The following is a 22,813-nucleotide window of genomic DNA, read 5'->3' on the forward strand; positions in this document are numbered from 1 at the left end:
ATGACATGGTTCGTCCGTATCGCCGTGGCGCTGGGCGCGTTGCTGCTCGTGATCGTCCTCGGCGTCTGGTGGCTGGTCGGCAGCGCATCCGGCCTGCGCTTCGCGCTGGCCCGCGCGCAAGGCTTCACCGATGGCGCCCTCACGGTGCAACAGGCGGAGGGTCGCCTGGCCGGGCCGCTGGACATCACCGGCCTGCGCTACCGCGACGGCAAGGGCATGGATGTACGCGTCGCCACGGCGCACCTGGACTTCGCGTTCGGTGCGCTGCTGCGCAAGCGTGCCCACATCTACACCCTGACCGCGGACGGCATCGATGTCGCCCTCGGACCCAGCCAGCCGGACACCCAGCCCTCCGAGCCCCTCTCGCTCAAGCCGCCGCTCGACATCGTGCTGGACCGGGTCAAGGTCGGCCATGTGAGGGTCACCCAGGAAGGCAAGCCGCTGTTCGAGTCGAACTCGCTGGACCTGGCCGGTTCATGGACGGCGGACGGCATCGCGCTCAAGACACTGGCACTGCGCGCTCCCGACGGCCAGGCGGACCTCGGCGGCACGTTGGCGGTGGGCAAGCAGTATCACGGCGACGGCACGGCGAGTTTCCGCTGGAAGGTCGGCGACATCGACTACGCGGGCACCGTCGAGGCGCACAGTGATGGCGCCCGGGCGCATACCGTGGTCAAGCTGACCCTGCCGCTGCTCGCGCAGGTGGACGCCAACCTGCAACAGAGCGGCGACTTCCCCTGGACGGCATCCATCGATGCGCCGTCCTTCGATCCGAAGCCGCTGCTGGGTGAGACCAGCCTGACGTCGCTGGCCCTGGCCGTGAAGGGTAGCGGCGACCGCTACGGCGCCAACCTCACGGGCGATCTGTCGCTCAATGATTACGTCGTGCGCCTGGCGCCCTTGAAGGCCACCTTCGATCACGAGTACAAGCGCCTGACACTGGACGAACTGACCATCGGCTCGCCGCAGGTCAAGGGCTCGATCACAGCGAAGGGCACGGTGGACATCGCGGCCGCGCCCGTCTCGGCCGATCTGGCACTGAACTGGAAGGACGTGCTGCTGCCGGCCAACGTCGCCGGGCAGGACCTGGCCAGCACGGGACAGCTCGGCTTCAAGGGCAGCGCCGACGCCTACCACGCTGCCGGCGATGTCGATATCGGGCCGCCGGGACGACTCGGCAAGTTCACGCTGGACGTGGACGGCACTCCGGATGTCGTCACGCTGCACACGGTGGATCTGAAACAGGCCAACGGCAACCTGGGCGCCAGCGGCACGCTCACCCTGAAACCCGCACTGGCGTGGAAACTCGACGTCAAGGGCAACCGTTTCGACCCCGGCCAGTTGCTGGCCGACTGGCCTGGCGCCCTCAACCTCGACCTCTCCACGGAGGGGCACCTTGTCGACGACCAGCCGCTCGGCACGCTGGCCCTGCGCAAGCTGGACGGCACGCTGCGCCAGCGTCCGCTGCGCGGCAACGGCGAACTGACACTGAAACCGCACGAGGTGGTAAACGGCACGCTCGACCTCGCCTCCGGCGGCAGCACCATCCGCCTGGACGCCAAGGGCGACACCGCCAACGATGCCACGCTCAAACTCGCCATCGCGTCGCTGGGCGACTGGCTACCCGATGCCGGCGGCCGCGTGCAGGGCGACATCACCGCCCGGGGCAACCTGCCGAAGCTGGCGGTAACGGCGAAGCTGCGCGGCGGAGCCATCGTCTACGCCGGCCAGAAGATCGACGCGCTTACCGTCGATGCCGACATCCCCGATATAAGCGCACCGGGCGGCAACCTCGACCTCGTCGGTACCGGCGTCAACGCGGGTGGGCTGGCCTTCGACCGCCTTGCCGTGGACGCCGACGGCACGCAGGAAAAACACCAGCTCAGCATCGATGTCCGCGGCCGCCCGCTCACGGCCGGCCTGCGTCTCTCAGGCGCCCTGCGTAACGGCGCCTGGAGCGGCACCCTGTCGGCGCTGGACCTCGATTACCAGGGCCTACCGCGCTGGCGCCTGCAGAATCCCAGCCAACTGGCGTACAAGGACGGCGCAGCCAGCCTCGGCGACCTGTGCCTGACCGCGGGCGAGCCCCTGCTCTGCGTCAACGCCCGCCAGGATAAGGCCGGCAACCTCGACGCCAGCTATCGCCTGCGCCAGGTGCCACTGGCCCTGCTGATGACGGCCGCACAGGCCTCCGACAGCCCCATGCGCGCGGACGGCATCATCGAAGGCGACGGCACCATCCGCCGCACCGCCGCCGGCGCCCTGTCGGGGCGTGCCGATGTGCGCTCGGCCCACGGCACGGTGGCCTATGCGGATCGCGCGGACCAGCCGCTGGTGGTCTACGACAACCTGTCCGCCAACGCGCAGCTGTCGCCCGGCAGCCAGCGGCTTACCCTCAACGCCAACCTCGACCACGGTGGCACGCTCGCGGGCAACGTCTCGCTCAGTGGCGCGCAGCAGGCCCTCGGCGGCACGATCGCGCTGCACCTGAAAGACCTCGGCATCATCGAGCTGTTCACCACGGAAATCGCCGAAGTGAAGGGCGGCCTCGACGCCGACTTCAGCCTGGGCGGCACGATGGCCGAACCGTCGATCACCGGCCAGGCCTTGGTCTCGGGCTTCGCGGCCGAGGTGCCCAGCGCCGGCCTGAAACTGAAGAACGGCCGCATCAGTGTCACCACCGCCGATGCGAAGAACTACGTCGTCGACGGCACCGTCGGCTCGGGCGAGGGCACGCTGGGGATCAAGGGTGCGGCGCTGCTGGGCACGGGCGCTACCATGCGCCTTGGCGTGACGGGGTCGAAGTTCACCGCGGTGGACATCCCGGCGGCCAAGGCGATCCTCTCGCCGGACCTGACCATCGTGCAGGACGCCAAGGGCATGAACGTCAGCGGCAAGCTCAATGTCGACCTAGCCGACGTCAACGTCGAACGTCTGCCCGGCGCCGGTGCCACCAAGGCATCCTCCGACGTCGTCGTGGTGGACGACAAGAAGCGCGAGGCCGCCGCGGAAACGGCGCCCATCCGCGCCGACATCCGCGTCGATCTGGGCCAGAAGGTGCACCTGGTCGGCTTCGGCATCGACGGTCGCATCACCGGCCAGCTTGACGTACGCGAACGCCCTGGCCGCGCGACGACGGGCCAGGGCCAGATCGGCGTGGACGGCACCTACAAGGCCTACGGTCAGGACCTGAGGATCGAACAAGGCCAGCTGTTGTTCGCCAGTACACCCATCGACAACCCCGGCCTGAACATCCGTGCCGCGCGCACCCTCAACCCGAACGCCACCATCGACGAAGGCCAGAAGGTCGGCCTCTACGTCTCGGGTACGGCGCAGCGCCCCATCCTCACCGTATTCTCCAACCCGGTGATGGAGCAGTCCGACGCGCTTTCCTACCTCGTTACCGGCAAGCCGCTGTCGCAGGTAAAGGGTGGCGAAGGCAGCATGGTGGGCGCCGCCGCGCAGGCGCTGGGCTCCGCCGCGGGCGACCTGCTGGCCAAGCGCGTGGGCTCCCGCATTGGCGTGGACGATATCGGCGTGACCAACAGCGATGCCCTCGGCGGCGCCTCGGCCTTCACGGTGGGCAAGTACCTGTCGCCGCGCCTTTACCTCAGCTACGGCGTCGGCCTGTTCGACCCCGGCCAGGTCATCACGCTGCGCTACCTGTTCAGCCACAAGTGGAATTTCGAGGCACAGAACGCGACCGATTTCAGCCGAGCTAGCTTGAATTACCGACTCGAGCGGTGAGGTTTCGGGCAAGAGCCTTGGCGTCTTGGAGCAAGAGCATTGGCGTCTTGGAGCAAGAGCCGGCGGGTGCCACCCCCGGGGCCACGCCTGCGGCGACCCGTCAATGAAGGGCCGCGTACGCGGCCGTTTATCGATTGCCCTTCGGGCCGGGTCGGGCTTCGAACGGGGGTTTTCGACTCGACATCCTGTCTCGCGAAAACGGCCGGCCGTCCTGGCCGACCCCGCTTCGCGGCCTTTTCCGTTCGAATCCCTCGCCTGCGGCTACCGGCCACGAGGGTGGCACCCGCCGGCTCTTTCGACGACTGAGGTTGCGTGTGGGAAAAGCTAAGAGCTGGGTTTCGCTTCGTGGGTGGGAACGCTCGCTTGCCTGATTTGCATGGCATCGGTCGCCTTGGATACGTCGAGGGTTCGCGCACGTGCGTGCGCTCCTACCCCCCCCCAGACGGCAGATCACGCGTTGGATATGCCACAACCTGCCCTACCCGTGGGGTAGGAGCCCACGATGTGGGCGAAAAGCCAACGAAGCGCTGACGCCATACCCTGCACATCTGCGACCGCTCGCCTCACAACCTACCTCAGTCTTGGAAAGAGCCGGCGGGTAGCCCCCTCGGGGCCGGTAGCCGCAGGCGAGGGATTCGAACGGACAAGGCCCGAAGGGGGCCGGCCAGGACGGCCGGCCGTTCTCGCGAGACAGGATGTCGAGTCGAGAACCCCTGTGCGAAGCCCGACCCGGCCCGTAGGGCAATAGACAGACGGCCGCGGAGCGGCCCTTCCCTAGCGGGTCGCCGTAGGCGTGGCCCCGAGGGGGCTACCCGCCGGCTCTTGCCCCAGAGCCCAAGGCTCCAAGGCTAAACGCGATGCCGAAGGCGAGCCCTACGCCGAGGCAAAACATTCTTACCAATAGCTTCCCACCCCCCTCACAGCCCACGTGATTCCCTCGACCAGGTAACCGCATGGGAGACCCACGATGGCATCCGGTAAAGAACAGGGCATCCAGCACGAAGGCGCTGCCGGCGGCTGGGGATCGGTATCGGGCATGAGCCAGGTGCTGTTGCGGGAAAAACCCACGCCAGCCTCGATGGACACCCTGCTCCACCAGAACAAGCCGCATGGCTTCATGTGCAGCTCGTGCGCGTGGGGCAAGCCGAAGAAACCCCATCGATTCGAGTTCTGCGAGAACGGCGCCAAGTCCACACTGTGGGAGCTGACGTCCGATCGCTGCACGCCGGCCTTCTTCGCCGAACACACCGTCACCGAACTGCTCGACTGGGCCGACTTCGACCTGGAAATGCAGGGACGCCTGACCGAGCCGATGCGGTACGACGCCGCGACCGACCGCTATGTCGCATGCTCGTGGAACGAGGCATTCGAAGGCATCGGCGCCACGCTGAAAACGCTCGACCCGAAGTCCGTCGTCTTCTACGCCTCGGGCAAGTCGGCGCTGGAGCAGTCCTATCTTTACGGACTGACCGCGCGTTTCTATGGCAACAACAATCTCCCGGACAGCTCCAACATGTGCCACGAGACCACGTCCGTCGCGTTGAAGAAGGTGATCGGCTCGCCCGTGGGCACATGCGTACTGGAGGATTTCGAAAGCTGCGATGCCATCTTCTATTTCGGGCAAAACCCCGGCAGCAACAGCCCGCGCTTTCTGCACCCGCTGCAGGAAGCGGTAAAGCGCGGTTGCCGCATCGTCACATTCAACCCGGTGCGCGAGCAGGGCCTGGTGCGCTTCGTCAATCCGCAGAACCCGCTGCAGATGTTGACCGGTCACGCGACCGAACTGTCCCACCTGTATTTCCAGGTGCGCCCCGGTGGCGATATCGCGGCTATCATGGGTATCTGCAAGCACCTGTTTGCCCTTGACGCCGCAGCCGGCCCGGAGCGTTCACGACCGATCATCGATCGGACGTTCATCGGACTGCACACCAGCGAGTTTGCCGACTTCGCCGCGAAGGTGCAGGCGACGGACTGGGTCGATATCGAGCGCGAGTCAGGCCTCACGCGGGCCGACCTGGAAGCGGCCGCCGACGTCTACGCAACCTCGGAGCGCATCATCGCCGTGTACGGCATGGGGCTGACCCAGCACGTGCATGGTTCGCAGTCGCTGGGGATGATGGTCAACCTGATGTTGCTCGGTGGGCATATCGGTCGCGAGGGTACGGGCGTGTGCCCCGTGCGTGGTCACTCCAACGTACAGGGACAGCGCACCGTCGGCATATCGGAGAAACCGGAACTGGTGCCACTGGACGTGCTGGCGAAACAGTTCGACTTCGAACCGCCACGCGACAAGGGCATGGGCACCGTCGAGGCGTGCGAGGGCATCATCGCGGGCACGGTGAGCGGTTTCATCAGCCTCGGTGGCAACTTCGTTCGAGCCGTGCCGGATCGCGAGGTGGTCGAGGCGGCGTGGACCACGCAGGCACTGACGGTCTACATCGCGACCAAGCTCAATCGCAGCCACTTGGTCCACGGCAAGGCGTCTTACCTACTACCGTGCCTGGCGCGTTCCGAGGAGGACGTGCAGGCCGGCGGAAGCCAGTCGGTCTCGATGGAAGACAGCTTCAGTCACATCCACGGTTCCATCGGCAAGCGCGCGCCGGCCAGCGAGCACCTGCTGTCCGAGGTGGCCATCGTGGCCGGTATCGCCAAGGCCACCCTGCCACCGAACCCCGCCTGGCGCTGGGATGAATGGACGGCAGATTACGGTCTCATCCGCGACCTGATCGAACAGACCTATCCGGATCAGTTCAAGGACTACAACGCGCGCATGTTCGATGCTGGCGGCTTCTATCGCGGCAACCCCGCGCGCGAGCGCGACTGGAAAACGGAAACGGGCAAGGCCCGCTTCACCACACCGTCGGTGCTGTCGGCCGTGGGCGTCGGCGATGCGCCGGGTCGCTATCACCTGATCACGATGCGCTCCAACGACCAGTTCAATACGACCATCTACGGGCACAGCGACCGCTTGCGTGGGCTGGAAGGATCACGCGCGGTATTGCTCATGAATCCCGCAGATATCGACCGCGATGGATTGCACGCGGGACAGGTCGTATCGCTCGTCGGGGATGCCGGCGACGCGGCATCGCGCGCCGTGGGTGGGCTGACGGTGACACCGTTCAACCTGCCGTCCGGTTGCGTCGGCGGTTACTACCCCGAGATGAATCCGCTGATGCCGCTGTGGTACCACGACGTGGCGTCGAAGACGCCCGCGGCGAAAGGCGTACCGGTGCGTATTCTCGCCACCACGCCGGCCGGGCACGTTGCCGCCTGATAGTCGGCCCGGTCGTCGGGACGCGCGCCGATCGGGCCGCGTCCCGCGTTGCCGGGTGTCAGCGCGCCGCGTGCAGGCGATGCAGCAGCTCGGCCTCGGTAAGGGAGATGCCGCAGGTTTCGGCAATGTCCTTCGGCGTGGCACCCTGCCGCGCGAGGCGCTGGGCCAAGGCTAGCGAACGATCGCTGGTGCTGCCCGGTTCGGAGGCCAGCGTGACCGTGGGTGCATGGCGCACCTGCTCCTCGATATCCCCCAGGCGGTTTTCCAGCCGCCGCAGCATCGTATTGAGCGTATCGGGGGCGATCACGGGCTCCGCGGGTGCCGCGGGCGGCGGCACCGGCTCGGCCATGGGCGTCGCTGCCGGGGTCATGGCCGCCCTGCCCAGCCGGCGAAACACCAGCAGCAGGCCCAGCAGGTTGACGAGGGCCAGTCCGACGAGGACATATCCGACGATGGGGTTCATGCGGTAAGGCTCCCGATATGAGCGCGGACACGTTAGCGCAACGCGGCGGCGCTGCCTACCGACGCCGTAGCTGACGCCGCTCGCGTCAGCTACGGCACAGCCGCGCCACGTCGATCAGCGCGATGAAACCGTCGTCGCGGGTGATGACGCCGGTGACCGGATCGTCGCGACGATCGGCACGGCCGGGCGGCGGCAGGTCCACGTCGACGGCATCGAACTGCAGCATGTCGCCGATCACGTCGATGAGCATGCCGACGATGCTGCCGCTATCGTCGAACACGATGACGCGGTGCGTGTCCTCCGCGCCAGGCTCCACGTGGCCGTCCAGGCCGAAACGGCGCCGGCCGTCGAGCACGGGGACGATCTGGCCACGCAGGTTGACGATGCCCAGGACGTCCGCCGGCCCACCGGGCACCGGCGTGATGTCGCCGGGGCGGATCACTTCGCGCACGCTGGCCAGGGGCACCGCATAACGCTGGCCCTTGAGCGAGAAACCCAGCCAGGTGCCCTGGCCGTTGCCTTGCGAGTCGGTCACGGATCCAGCTCCTTTTCCAGCCATTCGATCAGCGCGATGGTATCCACCACGCCGCATTTGGGATCTTGCGACATGCCGGCCAGCCACGGCCGGGTGGTCGCACCATGGCGCCATTGGATGGCGTCCGTATGTAGTTCGACCGGCTCGTCGACGACGATGCAGGCCAGCGCCCAGCCGCGCTCGCCGAGCAGCACCAGGGTGGATGCCAGCGCGCCGGCCATGTCCGGGGAGAGGATGGCCGCAAGATCGGCCACCCGTGCTTCGCCGCCGGGATGACGCCAGCGGCCCAGGCAGATCGGGTTGGGCACGTTCGGCGGCGACAGCGGCGGAATAGGCAGCACGTGGCTGACCTCCGCCATCGGCACGGCCAGCTTCACGCCGGCCGCGATGCACAGCAGGTAGCGGTCGTCCACGCGCGGCCCGGTGGGCTGCGACGGCGCATTGCGCCAGGTTTCGATGGCCACCACCGCGCCGCGGGTTTCAGGAACGACCGGCGGCGCCACGACCGGTGTAAGCAGTTCGGCCAAGTAATCGGCCACCACCTGTTCGGCATCCTGCTTGGCACGCATCACGCCGCCGCATCCCTGGCGCTGCTGGCGACGGACGCCTCGCGCGCGGGTAGCCGCAACTCGTCGAGTAACTGCCGATATGCCATTCCGCCGCGCTTCGCGGCCGGCCACGAGGCCAGCGGAATACCCGCCGCGCTGGCTTCGCGAATCTGCGTGTCCGTGGGGATCACGGCTTCGCTCACGCTGTCGCCGTACTGCTCGCGCAACTGCGCGAGACAGGCACGCGAGGCGTGGGTGCGCGCGTCGTACAGGGTGGGCACGATGGTGCGCGGCAGCGGGCGGCCGCGCGAGCGTTCGATCATCGACAGGCTGCGCAGCATGCGCTCGAGACCGGCGAGCGCCAGGGCCTCGGTCTGCGTGGGCACCACCAGGCGGTCGCTGGCCGCCAGCGCGTTGACCATCAGCACGCCCAGGGTCGGCGGGCAGTCGAGCAGTACGTGGTCAAAATCGGGTGCAAGTTCCGCGAGCGCCTGTGACAACACCAGACCCTGCCCGGCACGCGTACCCAGTTGGCGGTCCAGCGTGATCATGGCGGCCGAGGCCGGCAAGACGCTCAGTCGATCCCACCGGGTGGCATGCACCAGCGTGCGCACCGGCAGGGGGATGGCGTTGCCGCTGGTGCCGAACAGGTCGTAGACGCTGCCATGCGTGCCACCTTCGACCCCGATGTAGCCGGAGAGCGAGGCGTGCGGGTCCATGTCGATCAGCAAGGTGCGCTCGCCAGCCGCCGCCAGCAGGCTGCCCAGCGCCACGGTGGTGGTGGTCTTGCCCACCCCGCCCTTCTGGTTGGCGATCGCCCAGGTCTGCATCAGCGATTGGCCTCGCTCGGGGCCAGATGCGCGGTATCGCTGTAGAAACGGGCGGGCGCGGCCTTGTCGCTCATCACCACGATCAGCACGCGACGGTTGCGGTTGCGGCCGTCGTCGGTGTCGTTGGCCACGATGGGGCGGAACTCGCCCCAGCCGATGATGCCCACGCGATGCGGATCGACACCCATGGTGGTCAACAGCCGTGCCACGGTGGCGGCGCGCGCCGCCGACAGTTCCCAGTTGGACGGAAACGTGGGCGTGGCGATGGGGGTGTTGTCGGTGTAGCCCTCGATGCGCATGGCATTGGGAAACGGCGCGAGGATGCCGGCCAGCTTGCGCAGCACTTCGTCGGCGGGCGGTTGCAGCTTCGCCACGCCCACGGGAAAGAGCATGTCCGTCTTGACCTCGATCTCGAGCCAGTCCGGCGTCTGCCGCACATTGACCAGGCTCTTGTCGATCAGCGGCTTCATGGCCCGCTTCACCTCGTCGGATATCTGGCTGAGGCTGGCGTCGTTCGTCTTGCCGACGCTGGCGGTGGCCGCCGTGGCCGGCACCGCGACGGAGGCGGCCGAGGCAACGGAGGCCGCCGGAGCGATGTTGGCCTTCGCGCCGTCCTGGCGCTGCGCGGCGGCACCTTCGTGGCCCGGCAACGGCAGGTTGCGCGGCGGTACGGGCACGTCGATGCGCGCGATGGGCGCGGCGGCCGGCGCGCGTGACTGGTTGGGCAACGGCACCTGCGCCGGCGTGGCCTCACGGATCGGCTCGATCACCTTGCCGGTACCGTTGAAAGCCTCGTTGATGGACTGGGCCATCACCTTGAACTTGGTCTCGTTGACCGCCGACACGGCGTACATCACTACGAACAGCGCGAGCAGCAAGGTAATCAGGTCGCCGTAGGGAATGGCCCAGCGCTCGTGATTGATGTGCTCTTCGTGGTGGCGACGCTTCACGTCAGGAACCCCTGCAACTTGCTCTCGATGTGCCGCGGGTTGTCACCCTGGGCGATCGAGACCAGGCCTTCGACGAGGATCTCTCGCATCTGCGAACGGCGACGCGCCAGGCCCTTCAGTCGCGAGGCCATCGGCAGGGCCAGCAGATTGGCCAGCCCGATGCCGTAGATGGTGGCGACGAAGGCCGCGGCGATGCCGTGCCCGAGCTTGCTCGGGTCGGCCAGGTTCTGCATGACCGACATCAGGCCCATGACGGCGCCGATGATGCCCATCGTGGGGGAGTAGGCACCGGCGTTCTCGTAGACCTTGGCCGCCTCGATGTCGTTGTGCTCGCGCGCGAGCACTTCCACTTCCAGCACCGAGCGCATGGCGTCGGGCTCGGTGCCGTCCACCAAAAGCTGAAGCCCCTTGCGGATGAAGGGGTCGGACTCGCGCTCGATCGAGGGTTCCAGCCCGAGCAGGCCGGTGCGCCGGGATATCTCGCTCCAGCCGACGATGCGGCCGACGAGGTTCTCCGACTCGATATCGGGCGGACGGTAGACCCAGGGCAGCATGCTCCAGGCGCGCTTGAGCACGGGCCCCGGTGTCTGCACCAGCAGCGCGGCCAGCGTGCCGAGGAAGACGATGACGAAGGCCGCCGGGTTCCACAGGGCGTCGAGGCTGGAGCCCTTGAGGATGGTCCCCACGATGATGACCACGAAGGCCAGGATCGTGCCGACGACGCTGACGATATCCATCAGACCGCCATACGCAGCGACGGCAAGACCTGCCCGCTGTCGTCGGCCAGGCCAGACAGGTCGAGTACCAGCGAAATCCGCCCGTCGCCCGTGATGGTGGCACCCGCCACGCCGGGCACGTCCTTGAGGAACGGACCGAGCGGCTTGGCCATGACGTCCTCGCGGCCGAGCACTTCGTCGACCAGGCAACCCAGGGTCTGGTGGCCGATCTGCACGACGACCACATGGCCGCCCTTGCCGCCGGTGCCGGCCCAGTGGCCCAGGTCGGCCAGCGGCAGCGCGCGCTGGCGATGTGCCGCGACGATACGGCCGTCCAGTTCCTGGATCTGCCCGGGCACCAGTTCGAACACCTCGCTGACGTTGGACAGCGGCAGCGAAAGCAGCCGATGCCCCACGCGCACCATCAGCACGCGCATGATCGCCAGCGTGAGCGGCACGGAGAGGCGCACGGTGCTGCCGTGGCCCACGCGCGAGTCGATGGACAGCGTGCCGCCCAGTTCGACGATCTTGGTCTTGACCACGTCCATGCCGACGCCGCGGCCAGAGATGTCGGACACCTGGCTGGCCGTGGAGAAGCCGGGCCGGAAGACGATCTCGTAGCACTCGCGCTCGTCCAGGCGCGCGGCCTGCTCGGCATCCATCAGGCCCTTCTCGACCGCCTTGCGCCGGAGCACTTCGGGATCCATGCCCTTGCCGTCGTCGGTGACGGTGATGACGATGCGGTCGCCATACTGGCCGGCCGCCAGGCGCACGGTGCCCAGGCGCGGCTTGCCTTCCGCCGCGCGTGCGTCGGGCATCTCCACGCCGTGGTCCACCGCGTTGCGCAGCAAATGGACCAGGGGATCGGCCAGGGCCTCGACCACGGTGCGGTCGATGTCGGTGTCCTCGCCCTCCGTGACCAGCTCGATTTCCTTGCCGAGCTGGCGGGCAAGGTCGCGAACGATGCGCGGGAAACGGGAAAACAGCTTGCCGACCGGCTGCATGCGCATGCGCAGCACGGCGTTCTGCAGGTCTTCGGCGACGCGCTCCAGCTCGCCGATGGCGCGTTCCATCGGATCGTTGCCACCGCGCGGCGCCAGGCTGGTGAGGCGGTTGCGCACCAGCACCAGTTCGCCGGCCGCGTCGACCAGGCTGTCCAGCCGGTGGGTGTCCACACGCACGGTGGTGTCGGCGGTGGAAGAAGCGCGCTTCTCCGCGCTGGCGGCCGGGGCCGGGGCCGACGCGACGGGCGACGGTGCAGCGGGCGCCGCAGCGACCGGTACCGCAACGGCGACGGGAGCCGCCGGCGGCACGATCGCCCCCGGGGCGGCCGCACCGTGCAGGGAATCCAGCAGCGCCTCGAATTCGTCGTCGCTGATGGCGTCGTTGTTCGCCACGGGCGCCGGTGCCACGGCGACGACCGGGGCGGGCGGCGGCGGAGCGGACGCACCCTCGGCGCCGGGCGCACCGGTGCCGTAGAGCGAGTCGAGCAGGGCTTCGAATTCGTCGTCGTTGATCGTGCCCGACGGTGCCGCCGGTGCGCGATCGGTACGGGCGGCATCGAGCATTGCCTCGAATTCGTCCTCGATCGGGTCGTAGGTCTTTTGTGCGGCGGGGGCCGTCGGCGTCGACGCGGCCGCCGAGATCGGCACGGCAAGCGCCACCGGCGGCGCGGACACGGCGCGACCGGGGATCAGCAGGCGATCGAGCAGCGAACGCGGCGCGGGCTCGATCGGCACGCCGCCGTCGGCGGCACGCATCATGTCGTTGAGCAGGTCGAGCGATTCGAGCAGCGCGTCCATATAGGCGGCGTGCAGCACGATCACCCCGTTGCGGGCCTCGTTGAGCAGATCCTCGCCGCGATGACACAGCTCGACCATCGCATTGAGGCCAAGGAAGCCCGCCCCGCCTTTCACCGTATGGAAGGCACGGAACACCGCGTTAAGCAGCTCCACGTCGTGCGGGGAGGCTTCGAGATCCACGAGCTGTTCGCCCAGGCTCTCGAGCAGTTCGCGCGCTTCGATCAGGAAGACATTGAGCAGCTCGTTGTCCAGCTCCACGCTCATAGGGTACTCAGAAACCGAATTCGCTGAGGAGCCGGTCCACTTCGTCCTGGCTGACCTTCTCGGCAGCCGGCGCATTGCCGCCCGCGAGCGAACCGGTGAGACGGACCAGCTCGACGAGCGAGGATTCGACCTTGGCCATGAAGGCCTCGACCTGGGCCACGCGCTGACCGGAAAGATCCTGCCATGACTGTGCCTCGACCATCTCGCCCAGCCCGATGTCGCAGCTTTGCGCGAAGTCGCCGACACGCACGGCCAGTGCCGTGGCGTTGGCACCGAACGCCGGATCGGCGTGATCCAGCACCAGGATCTCATCGGCCTGCTTGGCCAGGGCCTGCGCCTGGGGACGCAGCTTCTCGCTGAAGTCCAGCGTGCGATGGGCGGCCGTGGAACTCATTTCGAGAACGTCGCGCAGATGCTTGCGCGCGTCGCTCATGTTGCCCGGCACGCCATCGGTGGAGATGTCGGAAGCCAGGCGACGCGCGGATTCGTGCAGGTCGCGCGCCAGGTGGCCCAGCGCCAGGAACAGGTGCTGCTCGCGGCTGCGGATCAGGTCGTCCAGGGCTTTCTCGAACGCTGCCGAGTCATCGGCGCCGAGCAGTTCACGCAACTGGGGGGCCACGTCCTGGCCGGGGGAAAGCATCGTGTTCATCGTCATTCCCTCAGCCCGCTGCCGCGGCAAGTCGTTCGAATATCTTGTCGAGCTTTTCCTTCAGCGTCACCGCCGTGAAGGGCTTGACCACGTAACCGTTCACACCGCTCTGCGCGGCGGCGATGATCTGGTCGCGGTTGTTTTCCGCGGTGACCATCAGCACCGGCATGGACTTCAACGCTGCATCCGCGCGAATGGCGCGAAGCAGGTCGATGCCCGTCATGTTGGGCATGTTCCAGTCGGTGACGACCAGGTCGATGGGCTGCGCGCGCAGCAGCGCGAGCGCCGCGTTGCCGTCTTCAGCCTCCTGGATGAGCGTGTTGGTGAAACCCAACTCGACCAGGAGGTTCCTGACGATGCGCCGCATGGTGGAAAAGTCGTCCACCACGAGGATCTTCATGTTCTTGTCCAAAACTGCTCTCCGCCTCGTACGCTTTTTTCTTTACCGGCGACGGCAACGCGATGCCGTCACTGCTTGTCTTTCCAACCTGACATGCGTGCGCGGAGGCGAATCAGGGCCTGGCCATGGATCTGGCACACCCGCGACTCGCTCACACCCAGCACCGCACCGATTTCCTTCAGGTTGAGCTCTTCATCGTAGTACAGGGACATGACCAGCTTTTCGCGTTCCGGCAAGCCGTCGATCGAATGGGCCAGCGCATCGCGCAGTCCGTTCTTCTCGAAGTTGCCTTCCGGACCCGCGGCGTCCGGGTCCGCCACGTCGATCGCCGCGCCTTCGTCGCCTTCCGGCGCCGTGAGGCTGAGCAACCGCGCGCTCGCCGCGTCGGCCAGGATCTGGTTGTACTCCATGGCGTCGATGCCCAGCCGCTTCATCACTTCCGCGTCTTCGGCGTCGCCACCCGTCTCGTTCTCGATCTGCCTCGTCACCTCCGCCACCTCGCGCAGCTTCCGATGGACGGAGCGCGGGGTCCAGTCCGTCTTGCGCAGTTCGTCCAGCATGGCGCCACGAATGCGGATTCCCGCATAGGTCTCGAAGCTGGCCGCGCGAGTCGGCGAGTAATTCCTTGCGGCCTCCAGCAGTCCGATCATCCCGGCCTGCATCAGGTCGTTCGCATCCACGCTCGGCGGCAGGCGACCCATCAGGTGATAGGCGATCCGGCGCACCAGCGGTGCATGCGTCCTGACCAGCTGGTCGGCCGAAACCTTTGTTACTTCAAGGTATTCGCTTGCAACACTCACAGTGGCAGCCCTCCCCCCATGTGGTTCCGTTCGGCGAAAAAGCCGATGCGGCCCTGCACCCGGGGTTCGGGTTCACCCCATGTATCGACCGACCGGGCAAGATTCTTGAATCCCACGGCCGAACGGCTGCTCGGCCAAGCGTCGACCACGGCCGACTGGCGGCGGATGGCCTGTCGCAGGTACTCGTCGTGCGGCACCATGCCCATGAAATCCAGGGACACGTCCAGGAAACGATTGGTCACGCGGGCCAGCTTCTCGAACAGCTGGCGGCCTTCCTGGGCGTGGCGGACCATGTTGGCCACGATGCGGAAGCGGTTGACGTCGAATTCGCGGCTCATCACCTTGATCAGCGCGTAGGCGTCGGTCAGTGAGGCCGGCTCGTCGCAAACCACCACCACCACCTCATCCGACGCGGCGGCGAACATCGACACGCTGTCGGAGATGCCGGCCGCGGTGTCGACGATCAGGTATTCCGGGGCCACGGGGTATTCGTCGAATGCGCGGATCACCGCGGCGTGCTCGATGTTCGGCAGCTGCGCCATGCGGCGCGCGCCCGAGGTGGCGGGAATCACCTTCAACCCGTGGTTGGCATGGAGGATCAGGTCCTCGATGCGGCACTCGCCCTCGAGCATGTGGCCCAGATGGCGCGTGGGCTGCAGGCCGAGGAGCACGTCGATGTTGGCCATGGCCAGGTCCGCGTCCAGCAGGACCACGTCGCGCCCGCCCATGGACAGCGCCATGCCCAGGTTGACCGCCACCGTGGTCTTGCCCACGCCGCCCTTGCCGCCCGCGATCGCGATGCTGCGGGTGGGGCGACGGTCGGCAAGCCAGTTGAGTCCGGCGGCCTGGGTGGAATCGACGTGTGTGCTCATGAAGGAATTCACTGCCGTGAAAGGGTGTGCGGATGCGGATGCCGTAGTCACGTTACTTCAGTTCCGGGGTCAGGCGAGGGCGGGCGTGGCGGCGAAGCCGAAACGGTCGGCGAGAATCGCGTCGTCCGGTTCGTCGTTGCGCTGCCTGACCAGTTGGGCCGCGAGGCAGACGAGCTTGCGCGCGTCCGCCGAGGCGATGTCTTCCGGCACGCGCTGGCCGTCGGTGGTGTAGTCCAGCGGCATGCCGTGCCGGATGACGGCCGAGAGGGCGCCACCGATCAGCGGCGCCTCGTCGAGCTTGGTCAGGATCGCGGCCTGCGGGGACAGCGGCGCGTAGGCGCGCACGGCGTTGTCGATCGCCTGCGCCTGCGCGTTCGCCGCGAGCACCAGGCACACGCGCACCTCGGTCATCGCCCGCAGCGTTTCGAACTGCTGCTGCAGCTTGGGGTCGTTGCCGGCCAGGCCGGCGGTGTCGATCAGCACCGTGTGCTTGCCGCGCAGCTGCAGCAGTACGTTGCGCAGGCTCTGCGCATCGTGCGCGTTGTAGACGCGCACGCCCAGCAGGCGGCCGTAATGTTCCAGCTGCGCGCCGGCACCGATGCGGTACTGGTCGGCGCTGATCAGGGCGACGTTGGATGCGCCGTGACGCAGCACCGCACGGGCGGCCAGCTTGGCGATGGTGGTGGTCTTGCCCACGCCGGTGGTGCCGACCAGCGCGGTGACCGCGCTACCGGCTGTGTCGGCGTTGCGCCCGCTGGTGCGGATATTGCGCGAGAGGATGCCCAGCGGCAGGTAACGGGCCTGTTCCGGCGTCATGCCAGGCGGCAGTTCGGCGCACAGCGCACGGGCCACGTCGCCGTCGATGCCCAGGCGGGTCATCTCGCGCAGCACGCGGGCACGTAGCGGCTGCTCGCGGTCCATCTGGTTCCAGGCCAGCGTCGACAGCTGCACTTCCAGCATCTCGCGCAGGTTGTTGATCTCGGCGCGTACGCCGTTGACGGCGGCGTCGTTGTTCGCGGCGTGCGGACCGGTGGTGGCGGCGCGCACCACGTCGGCGACGCTGGCGGCCAGCGCAGCGCTGGACTGGCGCTGCGGCGCATTCGGATGCAGGCCCTGCGGCGCCATCGTGGAAACCGGTGCCGGACCGCCGCGCACGACGCGCTCGACGGCAGCGGCGGTGGCCGCCTTGGCCTGGTCGATGCGGGCGGCGAAGTCGTGTTCGCGACGCGCCCGCACCGGGGTTTCCTCGCGTGCCGTCTCGCGCGCCGCCGGCGTTTCGCCACCGAAGCCCGCTTCACGCACCAGCGCTTCGTCGTAGTCCAGCGCGGCGATGATCTCGATGCCGTCGTCGAGGCGACGCGTCGACAGGATCACGGCGTCCGGACCCTGCTCGTCGCGCACCTGGCGCATGGCCTGGCGCATGTCGGGAGCTACGAAGCGTTTGATTTTCATGCGTTCGATCCTGTGTCCGTCCAAGTCTTACCTGCCGAGGGCCGTCACCAGCTTGACGCGCCGGTTGTCCGGGACCTCGTTGTAGGCAAGTACATGCAGGTTTTGGGCCACATGACGGGTAAAGCGTGAAAGCCATGGACGCAAGGCCGGGGAAACGAGCAATACCGCCGGTTCGCCCGCCGCTTCCTGCCGACGCGCGGCATCGGCCACGCTCTGCTGCAGGCGATCGGCCAGGCCCGGCTCCACGGCGGCGCCGGTGGGGCCACCACCCTGCAGGGACTGCAGCAGGATCTGCTCCAGTTCCGGCGCCAAAGTAATGACGGGAACCTCGGAACCCAGGCCGGCGATTTCCTGCACGATCTGACGGCCCAGGGTGACGCGCACGGCTGCGGCAAGTACGCCGGGATCCTGGCTCTGGCCGGCATGCTCGGCCAGCGATTCCACGATGCCGCGGAAGTTGCGGATGGGCACGCGCTCGGCCAGCAGGTTCTGCAGCACCTTGACCACCGCGCCCAGCGACAGGCGCTTGGGCACCAGGTCTTCCACCAGCTTGGGCGTCTGCTGGGCCAGGCGGTCGAGCAGCTGCTGCACGTCCTGGTGGCCGATCAGTTCGTGGGCGTGGTTCTGCAAGATGTGCGACAGATGCGTGGCGATAACGGTGGCCGGATCGACCACGGTGTAGCCCAGCGTCTGCGCGTGTTCGCGCATGCCCGGCTCGATCCATACCGCGTCCAGGCCGAACGCCGGGTCGCGGGTGGCGATGCCGTTGATGGTGCCGTGCACGCGGCCCGGATCGATCGCCAGCATGCGCTCGGTGTGGATCTCGGCCTCGCCCATCGGCACACCCATCAGCGAGATGCGGTAGCCGTGCGGGGCCAGATCGAGGTTGTCGCGAATGTGCACGGACGGAACCAGGAAGCCGAGTTCCTGCGACAGCTTGCGGCGCACCGACTTGATCCGCGCCATCAGTTCGCCGCCCTGGGCCTTGTCCACCAGCGGAATGAGGCGATAGCCCACTTCCAGGCCGATCGTGTCGACCTGGGCGACGTCTTCCCAGGACAGCTCCAGGCGCTCGGCCGGCGGCGTCGACTCCAGCGCCAGGTCGGTGCCCGGAGCACCCGCGACGCCGGCCGTGCCGGCGGCACCGACCAGGTCCTTGCGCTGCTGCAGCTTCCAGGCGCCGAACCCCGCGCCGGCGGCCAGCAGCAGGAAGGGAATGTTCGGCATGCCGGGGATCAGGCCCATGGTGCCCAGCACCGCGGCCGCCACGCCCAGCGCCTTGGGCTGGCCGAACAGCTGGCCCATCACGTGCTTGCCCATTTCCTGGGACTTGGACACGCGGGTGACGATCACCGCCGTCGCGATCGACAGCATCAGGCCCGGCACCTGGGCGACCAGGCCGTCACCGATGGTCAGCAGCGTGTAGGTGCGCGCCGCCTCGGCGGCCGACAGGCCGTGCTGGAACATGCCGATGAAGAAACCGCCCAGCATGTTGATGGCCAGGATCAGCATGCCCGCCGTCGCGTCGCCGCGCACGAACTTGGACGCGCCGTCCATGGAGCCGTAGAAATCCGCTTCCTCGCGCACTTCCTGGCGGCGCTCGCGGGCCTGTTCCTGCGTCAGCAGGCCGGCGTTGAGGTCGGCGTCGATCGCCATCTGCTTGCCGGGCATGGCGTCGAGGGTGAAGCGCGCGGTGACTTCGGACACGCGCGTGGCACCCTTGGTCACCACCACGAAGTTGATGATGGTGAGGATGGCGAAGACGACGAAACCCACGGCGAAGTTGCCGCCGATGACGAATTCGGCGAAGGCCTCGATCACCTTGCCCGCCGCACCGGGGCCGTTATGGCCGTGCAGCAGCACCACGCGGGTGGAGGCGATGTTCAGCGCCAGGCGCAGCAAGGTGGCGAACAGCACCACCGTGGGGAACGAGGCCAGCTCCAGCGGACGCATGACGTACATCGTGGCCAGCAGGATCACCAGCGACAACGCAATGTTGAAGGTGAACAGCAGGTCCAGCATGAAGGGCGGCAGCGGCAGCATCATCATGCCGAGCATGATCAGCATGGCGACCGGCGCCGCGACGCCGCGGCGGCCGATCTGCCGGAAGGTGCCCATCAGGTTGGAGGAAGCAGCCATTCGTCAGTTATCCATGCGGTAGGGGCCGAGCAGGTCCGGATCGATGTCCTGCGTGGGCAGCTCGGGCGGGAGGTCGCCCATGGCGATCGCCTGCTTGAGCCGGAACACGTAGGCCAGGATCTGGGCCACGGCGACATACAGCGCCGAGGGGATTTCGCGCCCGATGTCCGTGGTGGCATACAAGGCTCGTGCCAACGGCGGTGCCTCGACGACAGGAACCTTCGCCCCGCCCGCCACGTCGCGGATCTGCTGGGCGATCAGGTCGACGCCCTTGGCGACCACGCGGGGCGCTCCCATGCGGTTCTCGTCGTATTTGAGGGCCACGGCGAAGTGGGTCGGGTTGGTCACGATGACGTCGGCCGTGGGCACGTCTTCCATCATCCGGCGGCGGGACATCTGCTGCTGCATCTGCCGGACTTTTGACTTCAGTTCGGGACTGCCCTCGCTTTCCTTGTGCTCGTCCTTCACTTCCTGCTTGGTCATCTTCATCTTCTTGGTGAAGCTGTATTTCTGCCAGGGAGCGTCGACCAGGGCCACCGCGCCCAGCGCCACGGCGAACACCAGCGACGCATGGCCGAACAGGCCGAAGGCATGCGCGATGCCCTCGGCGACGGGCCCCGTACCGCCCGCGTACATCTCGCGGGTGCTGCGATTGAGGAACCAGACCAGCGTGCCGCCGATCAGGGCCAGCTTCAGCAGCGACTTGCCCAGCTCCACCAGGCCGTTCATGGACACCAGCCGGCCGAAGCCCTTGATCGGGTCCATGCGGTCGAACTTGGGTACCAGCGCCTCGAAAGAGAAATTGAGCCCGCCCATCACCGTGGGCGCGGCGATCGCGGCGATCATCGTGGCGATGAACACGGGCACCAGCATCCAGAAGCCTTCCATCACCGCGGTCATCAGCGCGTGGTACAGGCCGTTGGCGGCGAACAGGTCGTCGCGCCCGTAGCGCAGGCCGACATGCATGATGTTGGCCGCGTGCACGGCCATCTGCTCGCGCGAGGCGATCAGCGTGGACACGCCCGCCAGCACCACGATGGCGGTGGACAGGTCGCGCGAGCGCGGCAGGTCGCCCTTTTCGCGCGCTTCGCGCAGTCGTTTGTCACTGGGTGATTCGGTTTTGTCCTCGTTGTCGGCGCCCTCGCTCATGGCCGGCTACCTCCCGATCAACTGGCGCATGGCGGTCCAGGCGGTGACCTGCAGGGACTCGAACGCGCCGGGCAGCGCCCGCAGCGACAGCCACACGGCCAGCACGCCCAGGCAGATGGTGATGGGGAAGCCGACGGCGAACAGGTTCATCGACGGGGCCGAGCGGCTGATCGCACCGAAGCCGAGGTTGACCACCAGCACCGCGGTGAGCGCCGGCAGGGCCACCCGCACCGCACCCGCAAACAGGTGCGTGGCGAACGTCAGCACACCCCACAGGCCTTCCGCACCGATCCCCTGCGTGCCCACAGGCAGCGTGCGGAAGCTGTCGGCCAGCAGCGAGATCAGCTGCAGGTGGCCGTTCATCACCAGGAACAGCAGGGTCACCAGCATGGTGTAGAACTGGCTGATCACCGGCGTGGTGCCGCCCACGCCCGGATTCACGGTTTCGGCGAAGCCCAGGCTCATGGCCTGCGAGACGAATTGGCCGCCGAAAGCCACCGCCTCGAACACCAGCTTGAGGATGAAGCCCAGGGCGGCGCCGATGAGCACCTGCTGGGCCAGCACGGCGACGCCGGCGGCCGACAGCGGGCGGATATCCAGCGGCGCCAGGGGCGCCAGCGTCACGGTCAGCAGGATGGTCAGGCCGATCCGGATGCGCATCGGGATCATGTTGGAGCCCAGCACGGGCGCCATGAGCATGAGGCCGGAGATACGCGCCAGCGCCCAGAGGGCACCCCCCACCCATCCTTCCAGCTGGCTGAGGTCGATCGGCATCAACGCACCGCCTGGGGCAGGCTTTCAATCAGGGTACGGGTGAACTGCACCAGCGTGCGCAGCATCCACGGGCCGGTGACGATCATCACCAGCGCCATGCAGATCAGCTTCGGGATGAAGCTGAGCGTCTGTTCGTTGATCTGCGTCGCGGCCTGGATCATGCCCACCAGCAGGCCCACCGCCAGCGCGGTGAGCAACAGCGGCGCGCCGATCAGCATGGCGATGTGCAGCGCCTGCTGGCCGAAGGCGATGACGGATTCCGGTGTCACTGGTAAAAGCTCCCCGCCAGGGTCCCCAGCAACAGGGTCCACCCGTCGACCAGCACGAACAGCATGATCTTGAACGGTAGCGAGATGATCATCGGCGACACCATCATCATGCCCATGGACATCAGCACCGAAGCCACCACCAGATCGATGATGAGGAACGGGATGAACAGCAGGAAGCCCATCTGGAAAGCGGTCTTCAGCTCGCTGGTGACGAACGCGGGCAGCGCGACGCGGTAGGGCACGGCGTCCTTGTCGGCATAGGGCTGCTCGCCCGCCAGGCGGGTGAACAGCTGCAGGTCGGGCTCGCGGGTCTGCTCCAGCATGAAGTGGCGGAACGGCGCACCGGCCAGCGGCAGGGCATCCTGCACGCTCATCTGGCCGTCCATGTAGGGCTTGATGCCGCTGTCATAGGCCTTGTTGATCACCGGCGACATCACGAACAGCGTCAGGAACAGCGACAGCCCCAGGATCACCTGGTTAGGGGGCGTACTGTTGGTGCCCAGCGCCTGGCGCAGGAAGCCCAGCACGATGATGATCCGGGTGAACGAGGTCATCATCAGCAGCAGCGCCGGCAGCGCGGTCAGCGCGGTCATCAGGGCCAGCATCTGGATCGACAGCGACCAGGTCTGGCCACCGTTGGCGCCCGGCTGTACGTTCAGCAGCTGGATGCCCGGCGGCGGGTCCGCGGCGAACGCGGCCAGGGGCAGCAGCAGGAGCAGCACGAAAGCGCTCCAGCGTAGCAGCGGGTGACGGCGGCGGGCGGTCATGGCCGTTTCCACTGGGCAAGCACGTCGCGGAAGCCGCGCAGCGCCGGCGGCGTGGCGGCGCCGGGATCGTCCTGCACCGCGGTGGCCAGCACATGCAGCGTGCGCAGGCCGCCGGTGGGCGAGGCCCCGACCAAAAGCTGTGTCCCGCCCACTTCGATCAGCATGACCTTCTCCTTGATGCCGACTGGCATCGATTCGATGACGCGAATCTTCCGGCCGCCCGGGCTGACGCGCGCCTGGGCACGACGGGCCATCCAGCCGACGAAGAAAATGAGCGCCACGACGCCGAGCAGGCTGACGAGGACGCGGACCACGTCGGCGCCCGTATCGACCGGCGCGGGGGCGACCGGGGCCGCCATCAGGGCGCAGGGAAGGAAGCCGCCCGCAAGGACGGCGAAGATGCGGCGCATGCC

20 protein-coding genes are annotated in these 22,813 nt (G+C 67.6%); 2 read left to right on the forward strand and 18 right to left on the reverse strand.

Annotated features, from left to right (window positions below):
- Together FA89_RS00160 and FA89_RS00165 are read left to right on the forward strand one after the other, a co-directional pair.
- Window positions 1-3,747: a translocation/assembly module TamB domain-containing protein gene (locus FA89_RS00160; RefSeq protein ID WP_036136955.1), complete on the forward strand. Its 3,747-nt coding sequence runs from the start codon at window positions 1-3 to the stop codon at window positions 3,745-3,747.
- A gap of 967 nt (window positions 3,748-4,714) precedes the next feature.
- Window positions 4,715-7,021 (forward strand): FdhF/YdeP family oxidoreductase, encoded by a 2,307-nt coding sequence (locus FA89_RS00165; protein WP_036136958.1) that lies wholly within the window; start codon window positions 4,715-4,717, stop codon window positions 7,019-7,021.
- A 58-nt stretch (window positions 7,022-7,079) separates the two neighbouring features.
- Here FA89_RS00165 and FA89_RS00170 read toward each other — a convergent pair whose 3' ends face one another.
- From FA89_RS00170 to fliO, 18 genes are all read right to left on the reverse strand, one after another.
- On the reverse strand, window positions 7,080-7,484 hold the full coding sequence (locus tag FA89_RS00170) for a DUF2802 domain-containing protein (protein ID WP_036136961.1): 405 nt from the start codon (window positions 7,482-7,484) through the stop codon (window positions 7,080-7,082).
- Between the two features lie 85 nt (window positions 7,485-7,569).
- A complete protein-coding gene (locus tag FA89_RS00175) occupies window positions 7,570-8,019 on the reverse strand; it encodes a chemotaxis protein CheW (protein ID WP_036136964.1) in 450 nt (149 codons plus the stop codon).
- Window positions 8,016-8,588, reverse strand: a complete 573-nt coding sequence (locus tag FA89_RS00180; protein WP_036136966.1) for a chemotaxis protein CheW — start codon at window positions 8,586-8,588, stop codon at window positions 8,016-8,018. Before FA89_RS00180 ends, FA89_RS00175 begins: the two co-directional genes overlap by 4 nt.
- Complete coding sequence (locus FA89_RS00185) at window positions 8,588-9,397, reverse strand: ParA family protein (protein ID WP_051938419.1); 810 nt, start codon at window positions 9,395-9,397, stop codon at window positions 8,588-8,590. Before FA89_RS00185 ends, FA89_RS00180 begins: the two co-directional genes overlap by 1 nt.
- Window positions 9,397-10,347, reverse strand: a complete 951-nt coding sequence (gene motD, locus FA89_RS00190) for a flagellar motor protein MotD (protein ID WP_051938420.1) — start codon at window positions 10,345-10,347, stop codon at window positions 9,397-9,399. The genes FA89_RS00185 and motD overlap by 1 nt, the downstream gene beginning before the upstream one ends.
- Entirely contained in the window at window positions 10,344-11,084 is a 741-nt protein-coding gene (locus tag FA89_RS00195) for a flagellar motor protein (protein WP_036136968.1), read from the reverse strand. Before FA89_RS00195 ends, motD begins: the two co-directional genes overlap by 4 nt.
- Window positions 11,084-13,129 carry a chemotaxis protein CheA gene (locus FA89_RS00200; protein ID WP_036136970.1) on the reverse strand — a complete coding sequence of 682 codons (2,046 nt, stop codon included), beginning with the start codon at window positions 13,127-13,129 and terminating at the stop codon, window positions 11,084-11,086. Before FA89_RS00200 ends, FA89_RS00195 begins: the two co-directional genes overlap by 1 nt.
- 7 nt (window positions 13,130-13,136) lie before the next feature.
- Window positions 13,137-13,778 carry a protein phosphatase CheZ gene (locus tag FA89_RS00205; protein WP_240003829.1) on the reverse strand — a complete coding sequence of 214 codons (642 nt, stop codon included), beginning with the start codon at window positions 13,776-13,778 and terminating at the stop codon, window positions 13,137-13,139.
- A gap of 10 nt (window positions 13,779-13,788) precedes the next feature.
- A complete protein-coding gene (gene cheY / locus FA89_RS00210) occupies window positions 13,789-14,190 on the reverse strand; it encodes a chemotaxis response regulator CheY (protein ID WP_036136973.1) in 402 nt (133 codons plus the stop codon).
- A gap of 56 nt (window positions 14,191-14,246) precedes the next feature.
- Window positions 14,247-14,978 carry an RNA polymerase sigma factor FliA gene (locus tag FA89_RS00215; protein WP_036136975.1) on the reverse strand — a complete coding sequence of 244 codons (732 nt, stop codon included), beginning with the start codon at window positions 14,976-14,978 and terminating at the stop codon, window positions 14,247-14,249.
- Entirely contained in the window at window positions 14,975-15,850 is an 876-nt protein-coding gene (locus tag FA89_RS00220) for a P-loop NTPase (protein ID WP_036136977.1), read from the reverse strand. The genes FA89_RS00215 and FA89_RS00220 overlap by 4 nt, the downstream gene beginning before the upstream one ends.
- Window positions 15,851-15,919: 69 nt before the next feature.
- Entirely contained in the window at window positions 15,920-17,302 is a 1,383-nt protein-coding gene (gene flhF, locus FA89_RS00225) for a flagellar biosynthesis protein FlhF (RefSeq protein ID WP_036136980.1), read from the reverse strand.
- Between the two features lie 27 nt (window positions 17,303-17,329).
- Window positions 17,330-19,441: a flagellar biosynthesis protein FlhA gene (flhA, locus tag FA89_RS00230; RefSeq protein WP_036136983.1), complete on the reverse strand. Its 2,112-nt coding sequence runs from the start codon at window positions 19,439-19,441 to the stop codon at window positions 17,330-17,332.
- Window positions 19,442-19,444: 3 nt separating this feature from the next.
- The gene (gene flhB / locus FA89_RS00235; RefSeq protein ID WP_036136986.1) at window positions 19,445-20,590 is read right to left on the reverse strand and encodes a flagellar biosynthesis protein FlhB; all 1,146 of its coding nucleotides are present in this window, start codon (window positions 20,588-20,590) and stop codon (window positions 19,445-19,447) included.
- Between the two features lie 6 nt (window positions 20,591-20,596).
- Window positions 20,597-21,364 (reverse strand): flagellar biosynthetic protein FliR, encoded by a 768-nt coding sequence (gene fliR / locus FA89_RS00240; RefSeq protein WP_051938421.1) that lies wholly within the window; start codon window positions 21,362-21,364, stop codon window positions 20,597-20,599.
- Window positions 21,364-21,633, reverse strand: a complete 270-nt coding sequence (fliQ, locus tag FA89_RS00245) for a flagellar biosynthesis protein FliQ (protein WP_036136992.1) — start codon at window positions 21,631-21,633, stop codon at window positions 21,364-21,366. The genes fliR and fliQ overlap by 1 nt, the downstream gene beginning before the upstream one ends.
- Window positions 21,630-22,400: a flagellar type III secretion system pore protein FliP gene (fliP, locus tag FA89_RS00250; RefSeq protein WP_036136996.1), complete on the reverse strand. Its 771-nt coding sequence runs from the start codon at window positions 22,398-22,400 to the stop codon at window positions 21,630-21,632. The genes fliQ and fliP overlap by 4 nt, the downstream gene beginning before the upstream one ends.
- Window positions 22,397-22,810 (reverse strand): flagellar biosynthetic protein FliO, encoded by a 414-nt coding sequence (gene fliO, locus FA89_RS00255; RefSeq protein ID WP_240003830.1) that lies wholly within the window; start codon window positions 22,808-22,810, stop codon window positions 22,397-22,399. Before fliO ends, fliP begins: the two co-directional genes overlap by 4 nt.
- Between the last annotated feature and the right edge of the window lie 3 nt (window positions 22,811-22,813).

Origin of the sequence: Luteibacter sp. 9135 (genome assembly GCF_000745005.1) — a bacterium.
In the GTDB taxonomy this organism is placed as follows: Bacteria; Pseudomonadota; Gammaproteobacteria; order Xanthomonadales; family Rhodanobacteraceae; genus Luteibacter.

Bases quoted from the DNA above. Each gene is read 5' to 3' on its own strand.
- FA89_RS00160 (WP_036136955.1), top strand. From the start codon at position 1: ATGACATGGTTCGTCCGTATCGCCGTGGCGCTGGGCGCGTTGCTGCTC.
- FA89_RS00165 (WP_036136958.1), top strand. From the start codon at position 4,715: ATGGCATCCGGTAAAGAACAGGGCATCCAGCACGAAGGCGCTGCCGGC.
- FA89_RS00170 (WP_036136961.1), bottom strand. From the start codon at position 7,484: ATGAACCCCATCGTCGGATATGTCCTCGTCGGACTGGCCCTCGTCAAC.
- FA89_RS00180 (WP_036136966.1), bottom strand. From the start codon at position 8,588: ATGCGTGCCAAGCAGGATGCCGAACAGGTGGTGGCCGATTACTTGGCC.
- FA89_RS00185 (WP_051938419.1), bottom strand. From the start codon at position 9,397: ATGCAGACCTGGGCGATCGCCAACCAGAAGGGCGGGGTGGGCAAGACC.
- FA89_RS00195 (WP_036136968.1), bottom strand. From the start codon at position 11,084: ATGGATATCGTCAGCGTCGTCGGCACGATCCTGGCCTTCGTGGTCATC.
- FA89_RS00200 (WP_036136970.1), bottom strand. From the start codon at position 13,129: ATGAGCGTGGAGCTGGACAACGAGCTGCTCAATGTCTTCCTGATCGAA.
- FA89_RS00205 (WP_240003829.1), bottom strand. From the start codon at position 13,778: ATGAACACGATGCTTTCCCCCGGCCAGGACGTGGCCCCCCAGTTGCGT.
- FA89_RS00220 (WP_036136977.1), bottom strand. From the start codon at position 15,850: ATGAGCACACACGTCGATTCCACCCAGGCCGCCGGACTCAACTGGCTT.
- flhF (WP_036136980.1), bottom strand. From the start codon at position 17,302: ATGAAAATCAAACGCTTCGTAGCTCCCGACATGCGCCAGGCCATGCGC.
- flhA (WP_036136983.1), bottom strand. From the start codon at position 19,441: ATGGCTGCTTCCTCCAACCTGATGGGCACCTTCCGGCAGATCGGCCGC.
- flhB (WP_036136986.1), bottom strand. From the start codon at position 20,590: ATGAGCGAGGGCGCCGACAACGAGGACAAAACCGAATCACCCAGTGAC.
- fliR (WP_051938421.1), bottom strand. From the start codon at position 21,364: ATGCCGATCGACCTCAGCCAGCTGGAAGGATGGGTGGGGGGTGCCCTC.
- fliP (WP_036136996.1), bottom strand. From the start codon at position 22,400: ATGACCGCCCGCCGCCGTCACCCGCTGCTACGCTGGAGCGCTTTCGTG.
- fliO (WP_240003830.1), bottom strand. From the start codon at position 22,810: ATGCGCCGCATCTTCGCCGTCCTTGCGGGCGGCTTCCTTCCCTGCGCC.